The 14,039-nt window shown below is 62.4% G+C and carries 12 protein-coding genes; 1 reads left to right on the top strand and 11 read right to left on the bottom strand.

Translation table 11 applies throughout. The features are described from left to right. Window positions 1-7 precede the first annotated feature (7 nt). From purF to truA, 7 genes are all read right to left on the bottom strand, one after another. Window positions 8-1,513, bottom strand: coding sequence for an amidophosphoribosyltransferase (gene purF, locus KI242_RS10710; RefSeq protein ID WP_011060388.1), 1,506 nt, complete (start codon window positions 1,511-1,513; stop codon window positions 8-10). 41 nt (window positions 1,514-1,554) lie between these two features. Continuing rightward, on the bottom strand, window positions 1,555-2,112 hold the full coding sequence (locus KI242_RS10705; protein ID WP_011060387.1) for a CvpA family protein: 558 nt from the start codon (window positions 2,110-2,112) through the stop codon (window positions 1,555-1,557). A gap of 98 nt (window positions 2,113-2,210) precedes the next feature. Further along, window positions 2,211-2,864 (bottom strand): SPOR domain-containing protein, encoded by a 654-nt coding sequence (locus tag KI242_RS10700; protein WP_212806095.1) that lies wholly within the window; start codon window positions 2,862-2,864, stop codon window positions 2,211-2,213. After that, window positions 2,848-4,155 (bottom strand): bifunctional tetrahydrofolate synthase/dihydrofolate synthase, encoded by a 1,308-nt coding sequence (folC, locus tag KI242_RS10695; RefSeq protein ID WP_053150239.1) that lies wholly within the window; start codon window positions 4,153-4,155, stop codon window positions 2,848-2,850. Before folC ends, KI242_RS10700 begins: the two co-directional genes overlap by 17 nt. Beyond that, window positions 4,152-5,072 (bottom strand): acetyl-CoA carboxylase, carboxyltransferase subunit beta, encoded by a 921-nt coding sequence (gene accD / locus KI242_RS10690; protein ID WP_019094939.1) that lies wholly within the window; start codon window positions 5,070-5,072, stop codon window positions 4,152-4,154. The genes folC and accD overlap by 4 nt, the downstream gene beginning before the upstream one ends. A gap of 259 nt (window positions 5,073-5,331) precedes the next feature. Beyond that, window positions 5,332-5,964 (bottom strand): phosphoribosylanthranilate isomerase, encoded by a 633-nt coding sequence (locus KI242_RS10685; RefSeq protein ID WP_011060383.1) that lies wholly within the window; start codon window positions 5,962-5,964, stop codon window positions 5,332-5,334. A gap of 61 nt (window positions 5,965-6,025) precedes the next feature. Then, the gene (gene truA / locus KI242_RS10680; protein ID WP_011060382.1) at window positions 6,026-6,850 is read right to left on the bottom strand and encodes a tRNA pseudouridine(38-40) synthase TruA; all 825 of its coding nucleotides are present in this window, start codon (window positions 6,848-6,850) and stop codon (window positions 6,026-6,028) included. Between the two features lie 228 nt (window positions 6,851-7,078). Between truA and KI242_RS10675 the strand changes: the two genes are divergently transcribed. Continuing rightward, complete coding sequence (locus KI242_RS10675; RefSeq protein WP_212806094.1) at window positions 7,079-7,738, top strand: M24 family metallopeptidase; 660 nt, start codon at window positions 7,079-7,081, stop codon at window positions 7,736-7,738. Window positions 7,739-7,815: 77 nt separating this feature from the next. On the opposite strand, the gene KI242_RS10670 is transcribed toward KI242_RS10675, so the two are convergent. The 4 genes from KI242_RS10670 to leuB all read right to left on the bottom strand — a co-directional run bounded on the left by KI242_RS10670 (window position 7,816) and on the right by leuB (window position 14,037). Beyond that, on the bottom strand, window positions 7,816-10,392 hold the full coding sequence (locus tag KI242_RS10670) for a FimV family protein (protein ID WP_212806093.1): 2,577 nt from the start codon (window positions 10,390-10,392) through the stop codon (window positions 7,816-7,818). A 205-nt stretch (window positions 10,393-10,597) separates the two neighbouring features. Further along, the gene (locus tag KI242_RS10665; protein WP_212806092.1) at window positions 10,598-11,608 is read right to left on the bottom strand and encodes an aspartate-semialdehyde dehydrogenase; all 1,011 of its coding nucleotides are present in this window, start codon (window positions 11,606-11,608) and stop codon (window positions 10,598-10,600) included. Window positions 11,609-11,787: 179 nt separating this feature from the next. Further along, the gene (asd, locus tag KI242_RS10660) at window positions 11,788-12,900 is read right to left on the bottom strand and encodes an aspartate-semialdehyde dehydrogenase (RefSeq protein ID WP_011060379.1); all 1,113 of its coding nucleotides are present in this window, start codon (window positions 12,898-12,900) and stop codon (window positions 11,788-11,790) included. A gap of 54 nt (window positions 12,901-12,954) precedes the next feature. Continuing rightward, window positions 12,955-14,037, bottom strand: a complete 1,083-nt coding sequence (leuB, locus tag KI242_RS10655; RefSeq protein ID WP_077933678.1) for a 3-isopropylmalate dehydrogenase — start codon at window positions 14,035-14,037, stop codon at window positions 12,955-12,957. Between the last annotated feature and the right edge of the window lie 2 nt (window positions 14,038-14,039).

Genomic DNA, 14,039 nt, shown 5'->3' with positions numbered 1-14,039 from the left:
GCTCGGATCAGTTGTTGTACAGATCGATGATGGCGCTGACCGCCTGGGTCTTGGCCTTGGACGCATCGTTACGAGCGTTCTCGATCTTGTTCAGGTAGGCCTCGTCGACGTCGCCGGTAACGTACTTGCCGTCGAACACCGCGCAGTCGAAGTTCTCGATCTTGATCTTGCCACCACCGACCGCCTCGATCAGGTCCGGCAAGTCCTGGTAGATCAGCCAGTCGGCACCGATCAGGTCTGCCACGTCCTGGGTCGAACGATTGTGGGCGATCAACTCGTGGGCGCTCGGCATGTCGATGCCATACACGTTCGGGTAACGCACGGCCGGTGCAGCCGAGCAGAAGTAGACGTTCTTCGCGCCCGCTTCACGGGCCATCTGGATAATCTGCTTGCAAGTGGTGCCACGGACGATGGAGTCGTCCACCAGCATCACGTTCTTGCCGCGAAATTCCAGTTCGATCGCATTGAGCTTCTGGCGTACGGATTTCTTCCGCGCCGCCTGGCCCGGCATGATGAAGGTACGGCCGATGTAACGGTTCTTGACGAAACCTTCGCGGAACTTGACCCCCAGATGGTTCGCCAGCTCCAGCGCCGCAGTGCGGCTGGTATCCGGAATCGGGATCACCACGTCGATATCGTGCTCAGGACGCTCGCGCAGGATCTTCTCTGCCAGTTTCTCACCCATGCGCAGGCGCGCCTTGTACACCGAGACGCCATCAATGATCGAATCCGGACGGGCCAGATATACGTGTTCGAAGATGCACGGCGTGAGTTGCGGGTTGGTGGCGCACTGGCGGGTGTAGAGCTTGCCCTCTTCAGTGATGTAGACCGCTTCGCCCGGAGCCAGGTCGCGAATCAGGGTGAAACCCAGCACATCCAGGGAAACGCTTTCCGAGGCGATCATGTATTCCACGCCTTCGTCGGTATGACGCTGGCCGAAGACGATCGGACGGATACCGTGGGGGTCACGGAAACCGACAATGCCGTAGCCGGTGATCATGGCCACCACCGCGTAGCCACCCACGCAACGGTTGTGCACGTCGGTGACGGCGGCAAACACGTCTTCCTCGGTAGGCTGCAACTTGCCGCGCTGGGCCAGCTCGTGGGCGAACACGTTGAGCAGCACTTCAGAGTCGGAGTTGGTGTTGACGTGGCGCAGGTCGGACTCGTAGATCTCCTTGGCCAACTGCTCCACATTGGTCAGGTTGCCGTTGTGCGCCAGGGTGATGCCGTAAGGCGAGTTGACGTAGAACGGCTGAGCCTCGGCCGAGGTCGAGCTGCCCGCGGTTGGATAGCGGACATGGCCGATGCCCATATGGCCTACCAGGCGCTGCATGTGCCGCTGCTGGAACACATCACGCACCAGGCCGTTGTCCTTGCGCAGGAATAACCGGCCATCATGGCTGGTCACGATACCGGCAGCGTCCTGGCCGCGGTGCTGGAGGACGGTTAGCGCGTCATACAGCGCCTGATTGACGTTCGACTTACCGACGATACCGACGATGCCACACATGCGACGCAACCCCTACTTAATGAAACTGAACTGAACCCATCTTACTGAGGCGTTTTGGCCGGTAAGAGGTGCTCCTTGAACGGTATATCAGCGGGTACGCTGATACCGCTGGCCAGCCACTGACTGCTCCACCCCAATATGAGGTTCTTGGACCAGTCTGCAACCAATAGAAATTGTGGCACCAGTCGCGACTGTTGCCACCAGGAATCCTGCTGTACCGGCCCCAGGCTCAGGAGCCCGATCGCCACGACCACCAGCAGCGCGCCACGCGCAGCGCCGAAGGCCATGCCGAGGAATCGATCGGTCCCGGAGAGGCCGGTGACGCGAATCAACTCGCCGATGAGATAGTTGACCATTGCCCCCACCAGCAAGGTGGCGACAAACATGATTGCGCAGCCCGCGATCACGCGAGCCGAGGGAGTTTCGATATAACCGCCGAGGTACTCGGACAGTGAGCCACCAAACATCCAGGCAACAACTCCTGCGATGATCCAGGTAAGCAACGACAAGGCTTCTTTGACGAAACCGCGGCTCAAGCTGATCAAAGCGGAGATGGCGATTATTGCAACGATCGCCCAGTCAACCCAGGTAAATGGCACAGTGCAGCCTACAGACGGATAAGGCGGCGCATTTTAACAGAGCGCTTGGCTGTCGGTAAGCTGCGATTCACTGTGCTTTTAAAATCAAGCGGATAGCCTTAGCCACGCTCTGGCTGGAAGCGCACCACGAAACCCTTGAGATTATGCTGACGCCCCAGCAGGTCACGCAGGCGATCAGCTTCGGCGCGCTCGATCAGCGGTCCGACAAATACCCGGTTCTTGCCTTCGGCGGAACGGATATAGGCGTTATAACCCTGGCTGCGCAGGGTTTTCTGCAGGTTTTCCGCGCTTTCACGGCTCGACAGACTGGCCAGTTGCACCGACCAACTGACGGACAGGCCATTGGCATCGACCCGGCTCTGGCTGGTATCGGGCTTGGCACTGGCCACGGGCTGCGGCGGAGCCGGTGTCGGCGCAGGCTTGGCCACAGGCGCAGGCTTGCTGGCCACGGTCGGAGCAGGAGCCACCACCGGGGCCGGTGCGATCGGGGTCGATGGCGCTTGCTGCACCACAGGCTCGTGCTCGTCGGCTGGCACAGAGCCCTCGGGCAGTACCTGAGGCTCTGGCACAACTACCGGCTCGACCTGGACCTGCGGCATGGCCGCGGCTTGCGGCGCCGACGGCACATCCACCGTCACATGACGCTGCTCATCCTCGCGCGAGAACAGCATTGGCAGAAAGATCACCGCCAAGGCCACCAACACCAGTGCTCCGACCATTCGCTGCTTGTAGACGTTATCCAGCATTGCCATGTGCAGCTTCCTCCGTGGAGCGCCGGGCGAGCCACTCAAGCGCCTCGGCAACACAATAAAAAGAACCGAACAGCAGAATTTCGTCATCTGCAGTGGCTTGCGCGCATTGCGCTTCCAGCGCGGCAGCCACACTGGAATAGGACGCTACCGGAGCACCAAGGTTCTCCAGAGCCTGCTGCAAATCCTCCACCGGGCGCGCCCGTGGCGTATCCAGAGGCGCTACCGCCCAGTGCCGGACCGCCCCTTTCAGGCAGCCAATCACGCCCTCCAGATCCTTGTCCGCCAGCAGCCCGAACACCGCCAGACGCTTGCCCGGCACAGGCCGGCGCGCCAGGCGCTCAGCCAGGTACTGGGCGGCATGGGGGTTGTGACCGACGTCCAGCAGCAGGTTCAGGCGCTTGCCCTGCCAGTCGACCTGCCGGCGATCCAGACGCCCGGTAACCCGGGTCTGGCGCAAGGCCGCGCTGATCCGCTCCGGCTGCCATGGCAAACCGGTGAGCAGATAGGCCTGCAACGCCAGAGCGGCATTTTCCATAGGCAGATCCAGCAATGGCAGGTCTTGCAGCTCGACCGGCTTGCCCTGGGCATCCAGGCCACGCCACTGCCAATGCTGGTCAGTGACCCCGAGATCAAAGTCCCGCCCCCGCAGGAAAAACGGGCAGCCCAGCTCCCGCGCCTTGTCCAGCAAGGGTTGCGGCGGATCCAGGTCGCCACATAGCGCCGGAGCGCCAGGACGAAAGATCCCGGCCTTCTCGAAGGCCACGGATTCGCGGGAATCGCCCAGGTATTCGATGTGATCGACACCAATACTGGTCACCAGCGCCAGGTCGGCATCCACCAGATTGACCGTATCCAGGCGGCCACCCAACCCCACCTCCAGGACCACGGCATCCAGCGCCGCCTGCTGAAACAGCCAGAACGCTGCCAGAGTGCCCATCTCGAAGTAAGTCAGGGTGACTTCGCCGCGCCCCGCCTCTACCGCAGCAAAGGCTTCGCACAACTGCTCGTCAGTGGCCTCGACGCCATTGATCTGCACCCGCTCGTTATAGCGCAGCAGGTGCGGAGAACTGTAGACCCCCACCTGCAGGCCCTGGGCCCGCAGCAGGGAAGCGACAAAAGCGCAGGTAGAGCCCTTGCCATTGGTACCGGTGACCGTGACCACCCGGGGCGCCGGCTTGCCCAGCCCCATCTGGGACGCTACCTGCTGCGAGCGCGCCAGCCCCATATCGATGGCCGAGGGGTGCAACTGCTCGAGGTAGGCGAGCCATTCGCCCAGGGTACGTTGGGTCATAGGTTTGCTGGAGCCGGCGGCACCACGATCGGCTCGACCGGCGCCGCGACGAATTCCGGCGTCGGCAGGCCCATCAGCTGGGCCAGCAGGTTGCCCAGGCGCGGACGCAGTTCCTGGCGGGAGATGATCATGTCGATCGCACCATGCTCCAGCAGGAACTCACTGCGCTGGAAACCTTCAGGCAGTTTTTCCCGCACGGTCTGCTCGATCACTCGAGGACCGGCGAAGCCCACCAGGGCTTTTGGCTCGGCGACAATCACGTCGCCCAGCATCGCCAGGCTGGCGGAAACGCCGCCGTAGACCGGGTCGGTCAACACGGAGATGAACGGGATGCCTTCTTCACGCAGGCGCGCCAGTACCGCGGAGGTCTTGGCCATCTGCATCAGAGAGATCAGGGCTTCCTGCATTCGCGCACCACCGGAGGCGGAGAAGCAGATCATCGGGCAGCGATTTTCCAGGGCGTAGTTGGCGGCGCGCACGAAACGCTCGCCGACGATGGCGCCCATGGAGCCCCCCATGAAGGAAAATTCGAAAGCCGAGACCACCACCGGCATGCCCAGCAGGGTGCCACTCATGGAGATCAGCGCATCTTTCTCGCCGGTCTGCTTCTGCGCAGCGGTCAGGCGGTCCTTGTACTTCTTGCCGTCGCGGAACTTCAGACGGTCCACTGGCTCCAGGTCAGCGCCCAGTTCGGCACGACCTTCGGCGTCGAGGAAGATATCGATACGGGCACGCGCACCGATGCGCATGTGGTGGTTGCACTTGGGGCAAACATCCAGGGTCTTTTCCAGCTCCGGACGATAGAGCACCGCCTCGCAGGATGGGCACTTGTGCCAAAGACCTTCAGGCACCGAGCTTTTCTTCACCTCGGAACGCATGATCGAAGGGATCAGTTTGTCTACTAACCAGTTGCTCATGCTTTCTTTCTCCAGTACCGGCGGCCCGAACGCTCTGGTTCGCAGCCCCGCGTATGCCCTTGAGCTAAATTCATGTGTGCGGCGATGATCAGTTCGCTGCCGCGGTCAGCACCGGGCTCGACCTGCCTGCAACGAACCTTTCCTCAGCCATCCCGACAACCCGCTCCAGAGCGGTTGCCACTCGATTCCGACCCCGCCTGAAGGCGACGCCTGCCTGTTTTGTACAGTGGTGTTATGGACGGCGGCAGACTGCCAGCCGTCACATCGACTCGTTGCTGCGACGCACTGCCTGCATAAATGCCTGAATCTTTGCCGGGTCCTTGATGCCCTTGCCCTGCTCCACCCCGCCGCTGACATCCACCGCATACGGGCGCACCCGGGCGATGGCTGCCGCCACGTTATCTGGCGTGAGGCCACCGGCAAGAATGATCGGCTTGCTCAGCCCCTGAGGAACCAGGGACCAGTCGAACGCCTCGCCGGTTCCACCCGGCACGCCTTCGACATAGGTATCCAGCAGAATCCCGCTGGCCCGCGGATAGGCCAGGCAGGCCGCCGCGATGTCATCCCCGGCCTTGACCCGCAACGCCTTGATATAGGGCCGGTGATAGCCCTCGCAATCAGCCGCCGACTCATCGCCATGAAACTGCAGCAAGTCCAGCGGTACGGCGTCGAGAATCTCCCCCAGCTCGCAACGACTGGCATTGACGAAGAGGCCGACGCTGGTCACGAACGGCGGCAAGGCGGCGATGATTGCCCGCGCCTGCTGCACATTCACCGCCCGCGGGCTCTTGGCATAGAACACCAGGCCGATGGCATCGGCCCCCGCCGCCACTGCTGCCAACGCATCTTCTATGCGGGTAATCCCGCAGATCTTGCTGCGAACAGCTGGCATGTCATGAACCTCGGGGGCAAATCCGGAAAGTCCCGGATGGTAGCAAATGCTTTTCCGGGCGTCAGCCGTCAAGTTCCGAGAATCCGCTGAGGAAATGTGGCCCGATGTATCGCTCGGGCAACTGGAACTCGTCCTTGTATTCGACCTGCACCAGGTACAGGCCAAAAGGATGGGCGGTGACGCCGCCGGTACGCCGGATCCGGCTTTCCAGCACTTCTCGCGCCCACTCCACCGGCCGCTCGCCGGCACCGATGGTCATCAGCACCCCGGCGATGTTGCGCACCATGTGATGCAGGAAGGCGCTGGCACGAATATCCAGGACGATCATCTTGCCGTGCCGGGTGACCCGAAGGTGATGGATCTCCTTGATCGGCGACTTGGCCTGGCACTGCCCGGCCCGGAACGCGCTGAAATCATGGGTGCCCACCAGGAACGCGGCAGCCTGGGCCATGCGCTCGATATCCAGCGGCCGGTGGTTCCAGGTGATTTCTTCGTTGAGATGGGCTGGACGGATCTGATCGTTGTAGATCACATAACGGTAACGCCGGGCGATCGCCTTGAACCGTGCGTGAAAATGCGCGGGCATCTCCTTGGCCCAGCTGACGCTGATGTCGTGGGGCAAATTGATATTGGCCCCCATCACCCAGGCCTTCATCGAACGCACGGCCTGAGTATCGAAATGCACCACCTGCCCGCAGGCATGCACCCCGGCATCGGTGCGTCCGGCACAGGACACCACCACCGGAGAATCCGCGACCCGGGACAGGGCCTTCTCCAGGGTTTCCTGGACACTGGGCACACCGGAGGCCTGACGCTGCCAGCCGCGGTAGCGCGAGCCCTTGTATTCCACACCCAGGGCGATTCGGGAAAAGCCTTCGGCTGCCATTTCGGCGGCCGGGTTATCTATATTTGCCAAGAACTTACAGCCTGCTGATATGCGCAAAGGCGCTCATTATAGGGCCGCAGACAATAGACGCCACGGGCTGTCGGGCTTTGTTTGCAGATTGATCAGCCATACAGCCGCCCACAGGGCGATTGCATCCGCCCACAGGCAAACGCTATATGGTTTTTTATATATCGAAAACAACAAAGCCCCCTGATCGAGAGCCGATGAATGAACGCAAGCAGCAAAGAAGCCGTAGGCCTGGCCTACAGCCTGGAGGGCATGCTCCATGCCAAGCGCATGACCTGGGAGGCCATCGGGCAGATCGCCCGGCAGGTCAAGCCGGGCATGCAGGAATCCGCCGCCAGGGAAATGGGCCTGCAAGTCCTGCGGGAGATGGGTATGGAGCGAATCTGGCATCCGCTGCTGATCCGCTTTGGCGCCAATACCCTGAAAACCTTCAAGCAACGCTCCGATGGCGATCCGCTACTCCAGGAAAACGATCTGTTCTTCATCGACCTGGGCGTGGTCTGGGATCGCCATGAAGGTGATTGCGGGGCGACGTTCGTGGTCGGCGACGACGCTGAAATGCATGCCTGTGCCGCCGCGGCGAAAAGCCTGTTCGACCAGGTCCACGACCACTGGCAGAGCCACCTGGTGGCCGGCCCTGAACTCTATCGCTATGCACAGGAACAGGCCCGAGCCATGGGCTGGGCACTCAATCTGGATATCAAGGGCCATCGGGTCAGCGACTTTCCCCACGCCATCTACCGCGCCGGGGACCTGGGAGATTTCGCCGCCTGCCCGCAAGTGGGTCTGTGGATCCTGGAAATCCAGATCGCCCACCCTACCCGGCCCTTCGGTGCCTTTTACGAAGACCTGCTGGCCTGAGCCTCACCGCCACCGCAGCGCCACCAACAAAAACGGCAGCCTCATCGGCTGCCGTTCTGTTCAAGCATCAGGTTGCTTCAGGCCAGTCGCCCCAGCATCTCCTGGGCTTCGCTCTTCTGCCCTTCGTTACCTTCGCTCAGCACCTCACCGAGGATGTCCCGCGCACCGTCGTTATCCCCCATATCGATATAGGCCTGGGCCAGATCGAGCTTGGTGGCCACCTCATCGCTGCCGGAGAGGAAGTCGAAGTCCGCCTCATCAGGCGCTGCAGCGGCATCCTCGGCAGTGAAGCTGGGGATCGCCGGCTCCGGCTGATCAAGGCTCTGGCTCAGACGATCCAGTTCGGCGTTGACATCATCCAGCTCGGAAGTGAAGGCGTCCTTGGAGTCCGCGCCAGCATCCAGCTCATCGGCCAGGGACAGATCGAAGTCCGCCGACAGATCCAGGTCATCCAGGGCCGGGTCGGTGACGGTAGGCACGTCGCCTGCCGGCAGGTCCTTGAGGTCGTCGTCCAGGCTCAGCAGGAAATCTTCATCGCTCGGCTTCGCCGCCGGTAGATCAGCCCCCAGGTCCAGATCGAAATCACCCAGGTCGTCCAGGTTTTCCTCGGGAGCAAGCTGCTGCTCGAGCACCGAGCCAAAGCTCAGGTCGTCATCCAGCGGGAAGTCTTCCAGCTCGGTTTCAGGTACAGGGGTGAGCACTGCCGGCGAAGCCGCCTCCAGGTCATCCAGGCTCAGGTCAAAATCCGCATCCAGGCCTTCTACCGGAGCAGCCGGCTCAGGCGCTGGCGGTTCGTCCTGCAGCAGCTCCTTGACGTACTCGGCATCCAGTTCGGCTGCCACGGCCGCAGTGGCCAGGCCAGCTGCCGCCGCTACCGCGACCATTGCCGGGAAGCGACTTTTCAGTTGCTCGACCTGAGCGTGGTTATCGCCATTGGCCACCAACTGCCGTTCCTGGGCGACAAAGGCGCTGCGGTCACCCTGATGCGCGTAGACCTCCATCAGCTTCAGACGCAGATCACTGCGTTGCGGCTCCAACTTGACCGCTTCTTCGAGAATCGCCGCGGCCTGGTTCAGGCGGCCGGCATCGATGTGATTCTGAGCCTGGCCCAGCACATCGGTGGCCCGCTCGACCGGGGCTACCGGAGCGGGCGCCACCACCGGCGCTGGAGCTGGAGCTGGAGCTGGAGCGAGATTAACGCTTGGGGCTGGAACCTCAAGGCCTTCGAAGCTGCTTTCCGGCAGGTCCATTTCCTCGGTGAAATCGCTTTCCTCCGACAGTGCCCGCGCCATGCGCAAGTGCTTCTCCGCTTCCTGCTGAGCCTTGCGGCGACGAGCCAGCAACAGCAACAGCAGCAACAAGGCCAATACCGCACCACCACCCACCAGCCCCAGCAGGATCGGGTTGGTCAGCAGATCGGAGTATTTATCCTCGTCGCTCTTGGCGGGAACGGCATCCTCAGCAGGCTTGGCAGCCGGCTCGCTGGCCGGGGCCGCTGGCGCCACCACTGGGGCTGGCGTTTCGGGCTTGGCCACCAACTCAGCTGGCATTGCCGGAGATGGCTGGGCACTAGGTACCGCAGTACCTGCGCCCTCGGCCTGCATCTTGGCCAACTGGTTGTTCTTCAATTCGATCAGGCGCTGCAGCTTGTCCAGCTGGCTTTGCAGGTCCGCCATGCGCTCCTTGAGCTCGGCGTTGTCACGACGGGTTGCGTCGAGGCTTTCCTGAGTCACCGCCAGCTTGTTGTTCAGTGCCTTGGCATCGCCGGCTGCGCCCTTGCCCCGGGTCTTGCCGTTTTCAGCGGACACCAGGCTCAGGTTGTCCTTGGTGTTGACCTGCTTGGGCGCCTTGTCGGCACCGGCGCGACGAGTCGCGTCCACCTGCTGCTGGCCACGGGCACCGGCACGGCGGCCCTGGCGCCAGGCAGCATTCTGCGCCGCCACTTCAGCAATTGCCTTGGGCTGCGGCAGCGCGGTGCTCTGTACCACATCGGGCAGGCGCAGCACCTTGCCGGTCTTCAGCCGATTGATGTTGCCATCGATAAAGGCATCCGGGTTCAGCGCCTGGATCGCCAGCATGGTCTGCTGGATAGAGGCACCGTTGCGGTTCTTGGCGGCGATTTCCCACAAGGTGTCACGGGCCGAGGTGGTGTACTGCTCCGACTTGCCGGACTTGTTGGCGCGGGTGACCGGAGCACTCACCGCCGGGGCGCCTACTGGCGCGCTCTGGGCAGCGGCGGCGGCCTGCGGGGAGAATTTCGATGGGTCCAGCAGCACACTGTAGTCGCGCAGCAGGCGGCCGTTGGGCCACATCACCTGCACCAGGAACTTGACCATCGGCTCCGACAGCGGCTGGCTCGAGGTCACCCGCAGCACGCTCTTGCCGCCGGGATTGAGAATCGGAGTGAAACGCAGGTCGTTGAGAAAGGCCTGGCGATCAACGCCGGCCTTGGCGAACTCTTCTGCCGGCGCAAGGCTGGGCACTACCTCGGCGGCAGTGAGGTCCTTGACATCGAGCAATTCGATTTCTGCTACCAGAGGCTGGTTCAGACTCGACTTCAGGGTCAGCTCCCCAAGCCCAAGCGCCTGCGCCATACCGGAGGACAGCGCCGAGGCGGCCGCTATTGCTAACACCAGTTTGCGAACTTGAACCATAGCCTCATCCTTTGTTTGAACATTCCTCGGCCAGCGAGAAGGTTTTGTAGCGGCTGCCAACAGGCATTGCGCGGGACCATCAACGACCACGACGCGCGATTATTTCTTGCATGCCCCGGGAGCACCTGACGGCCACTCACCTCCAGCAACTTGCCAAGCATAGCGCCCGGCTAGATTCATTCTGCAAATTGTTGCCAAGTATCTTTTACAGCAGGTCTTTTATCAACAATTCAGCCAGCTGCACAGCGTTCAAGGCCGCACCTTTGCGTACGTTATCCGAGGTCAGCCACAGATTCAGTTCCGTCGGGTCGTCGACCCCGGAACGAACCCGCCCCACATAGACAACATCCTGGCCCACGGCGTCACCCACGGCAGTCGGATAGTCGCCCGCCTCCACCAGCTCCAGGCCGGGGGCCGCTTCCAGCGCCGCATTGACTGCCGCCAGGTCAACGGCGCTGTCTGACTGCAGAGTCACGCTATAGCTATCGCCAAAAAATACCGGTGCTTGAATGCAAGTGACAGAAATCTTTAATAAAGGCTGCCCCAGCACCTCGCGCAACTCCCGGACCAGGCGCTTTTCCAACAGGGTATGGCCCTGGGCGTCTGGAGTGCCGACCTGGGCCAGCAGGTTGAAGGCCACTTGCCGATCGAAAAAGCGTGGCTCCATGGGGCGCACATTCAACAGTTCGGCCGTCTGCCGGGCCAGCTCGCTGACGGCCTCACGGCCCTGGCTGGAGATCGCCAGGCTGGCGGTCAGGTTGACCCGCTGGATGTCCAGCAAGCCTTGCAACGGCGCCAGCGCCACGGCCAGGGCGGTAGCCGAAGCGCTCGGGCTGCTCAGTTGCAATGGTTTTTTCAAGCCGGCCAGCAACTGGGCATTGGCTTCGGGAACGACATTGGGCGCCTGGGTCGAAGGCAAGGCACCGGAAAGATCGATCACCGCGCAGTTGGCCGCCGTGGCACGCGGGGCAAAACTCAGGGTTACCGCCGGGCCGGCTGCGAAGAACGCCAGCTGGACCTTGCTGAAATCGAACTCGTCGACTTCACGCACCCGCACGTTCTTGCCGCGGAACGGCACCGAATGACCGGCCGACTCGCTACTGGCCAGCAGGTGCAGGTTGGCAACGGGGAAGTCACGTTCTTCCAGAATCTGCACCAGGGTTTCGCCGACAGTACCGGTGGCACCGATCACGGCAATATCAAGGGAAGGAGTCATGGTGCTACCTCAGGCGAAACGGGGGGAGCGGCACTTTACCCGGCACGGGGTGGCGAGGCAATTCGCGGGGGAGCTGTGGCTGGAACGAAGCACTCTTGGCGGGCAAGCCCACTCCTGCGGTGGGCATGAAAAAGCCCGCGCCTTGTGCAAGGGGCGGGCTATTTCAAGCGCTCAGAGAATCAACGCTCCAGCAGGATCCGCAGCATGCGGCGCAGCGGCTCGGCCGCCCCCCACAGCAACTGGTCGCCGACAGTGAAGGCGCCCAGGAACTGCGAGCCCATGTTCAGCTTGCGCAGGCGGCCCACCGGAATGTTCAGGGTGCCGGTGACCTTGGTCGGGCTCAGCTCCTGCATGCTGATATCACGCTGGTTCGGCACCAGCTTGACCCAAGGGTTGTGCTGGCTGATCAGCCCTTCGATATCGGCGATCGGCACGTCCTTGTTGAGCTTGATGGTCAGCGCCTGGCTGTGGCAGCGCATGGCGCCGATGCGCACGCAGATGCCGTCCACCGGGATCGGGCTCTTGAAGCGACCGAGGATCTTGTTGGTCTCGGCCTGGGCCTTCCACTCTTCACGGCTCTGGCCGTTGGGCAGTTCCTTGTCGATCCATGGAATCAGGCTGCCGGCCAGCGGCACGCCGAAGTTCTCGGTCGGGTAGGCATCGCTGCGCATGGCCTCGGCCACCTTGCGATCGATGTCGAGGATGGCACTGGCCGGGTTGGCCAGTTCATCAGCGACGGCAGCGTGGGTGGCGCCCATCTGCTTGATCAGCTCGCGCATGTTCTGCGCGCCGGCGCCGGAGGCGGCCTGATAGGTCATGGCGCTCATCCACTCCACCAGGCCGGCTTCGAACAGGCCGCCCAGGCCCATCAGCATCAGGCTGACGGTGCAGTTGCCGCCGATGTAGTTCTTGGTGCCCGCATCCAGCTGCTGGTCGATGACCTTGCGGTTCACCGGATCGAGGATGATCACCGCGTCATCTTCCATGCGCAGGCTGGATGCGGCATCGATCCAGTAGCCCTGCCAGCCCGCTTCGCGCAGCTTGGGGAAGACTTCGCTGGTGTAGTCGCCACCCTGGCAGGTCAGAATCACGTCGAGGGTTTTCAACTCTTCAATGTTGTAGGCGTCCTTCAGCGGAGCAATGTCCTTGCCCACCGACGGCCCCTGGCCACCGACATTGGAAGTGGTGAAAAACACCGGTTCAATAAGATCGAAGTCCTGCTCTTCCAGCATCCGCTGCATGAGCACGGAACCGACCATACCGCGCCAACCGATCAGACCTACACGTTTCATCGCAACTACACCTATACAAAAGTGGGCCACTGTCTGTGCAGTGGGCCCGAAAGATTACAGATTCCGCAGCGCGGCGACTACTGCATCGCCCATTTCCTGCGTACCGACTTTGGTGCAACCGGCCGACCAGATGTCGCCGGTGCGCAAACCCTGGTCCAGGACCCGGCTCACGGCCTGCTCGATGGCGTCCGCGGCCTCGGTCAGGTTGAAGCTGTAGCGCAACATCATCGACACCGAGAGGATGGTCGCCAGCGGGTTGGCAATGCCCTGCCCGGCGATGTCCGGCGCCGAACCGTGGCATGGCTCGTACATGCCCTTGTTGTTGGCATCCAGGGACGCCGACGGCAGCATGCCGATGGAACCGGTAAGCATCGAGGCTTCGTCGGAAAGAATATCGCCGAACATGTTGTCGGTGACTATCACATCGAACTGCTTCGGCGCACGCACCAGTTGCATGGCGGCGTTGTCCACGTACATGTGGCTCAACTCGACATCCGGGTAGTCCTTGGCCACTTGCTCGACCACTTCACGCCACAGTTGGCTGGACGCCAGGACGTTGGCCTTGTCCACCGAGCACAGCTTCTTGCCGCGCACGCGGGCCATGTCGAAGCCGACCCGGGCAATACGGCGGATTTCACTCTCGCTGTACGGCAGGGTGTCGTAGGACTGGCGTTCGCCGTTTTCCAGTTCGCGGGTGCCCCGTGGCGCGCCGAAGTAGATGCCACCGGTCAGCTCCCGAACGATGAGGATGTCCAGGCCGGAGACGATTTCCGGTTTCAGGCTCGAAGCATCGGCCAATTGCGGGTAGAGGATCGCCGGGCGCAGGTTGCCGAACAGGCCCAGTTGCGCACGAATCTTCAGCAGGCCGCGCTCAGGGCGGATGTCACGCTCGATCTTGTCCCACTTCGGGCCGCCCACGGCGCCCATCAGCACCGCATCGGCGGCCCGGGCACGATCCAGGGTCTCATCGGCCAGGGGCACACCGTGCTTGTCGATGGCCGCACCGCCGATCACGTCGTGGCTCAGCTCGAAGCCCAGGCTGTACTTGTCGTTGGCCAATTCCAGGACCTTGACCGCCTCGGCCATGATTTCCGGGCCAATACCGTCACCGGGGAGAATCAGAATCTGCTTGCTCATGC

The sequence above is a fragment of the Pseudomonas sp. Eqa60 genome, from assembly GCF_018326405.1.
Lineage (GTDB): Bacteria > Pseudomonadota > Gammaproteobacteria > Pseudomonadales > Pseudomonadaceae > Aquipseudomonas > Aquipseudomonas protegens.
The sequence above is the reverse complement of the archived record's forward strand: the minus strand, read 5'-3'. Positions and strand labels throughout refer to the sequence as shown.

Bases quoted from the DNA above. Each gene is read 5' to 3' on its own strand.
- purF (WP_011060388.1), bottom strand. From the start codon at position 1,513: ATGTGTGGCATCGTCGGTATCGTCGGTAAGTCGAACGTCAATCAGGCG.
- KI242_RS10700 (WP_212806095.1), bottom strand. From the start codon at position 2,864: ATGGCAATGCTGGATAACGTCTACAAGCAGCGAATGGTCGGAGCACTG.
- folC (WP_053150239.1), bottom strand. From the start codon at position 4,155: ATGACCCAACGTACCCTGGGCGAATGGCTCGCCTACCTCGAGCAGTTG.
- accD (WP_019094939.1), bottom strand. From the start codon at position 5,072: ATGAGCAACTGGTTAGTAGACAAACTGATCCCTTCGATCATGCGTTCC.
- KI242_RS10685 (WP_011060383.1), bottom strand. From the start codon at position 5,964: ATGCCAGCTGTTCGCAGCAAGATCTGCGGGATTACCCGCATAGAAGAT.
- truA (WP_011060382.1), bottom strand. From the start codon at position 6,850: ATGGCAGCCGAAGGCTTTTCCCGAATCGCCCTGGGTGTGGAATACAAG.
- KI242_RS10675 (WP_212806094.1), top strand. From the start codon at position 7,079: ATGAACGCAAGCAGCAAAGAAGCCGTAGGCCTGGCCTACAGCCTGGAG.
- KI242_RS10670 (WP_212806093.1), bottom strand. From the start codon at position 10,392: ATGGTTCAAGTTCGCAAACTGGTGTTAGCAATAGCGGCCGCCTCGGCG.
- KI242_RS10665 (WP_212806092.1), bottom strand. From the start codon at position 11,608: ATGACTCCTTCCCTTGATATTGCCGTGATCGGTGCCACCGGTACTGTC.
- asd (WP_011060379.1), bottom strand. From the start codon at position 12,900: ATGAAACGTGTAGGTCTGATCGGTTGGCGCGGTATGGTCGGTTCCGTG.
- leuB (WP_077933678.1), bottom strand. From the start codon at position 14,037: ATGAGCAAGCAGATTCTGATTCTCCCCGGTGACGGTATTGGCCCGGAA.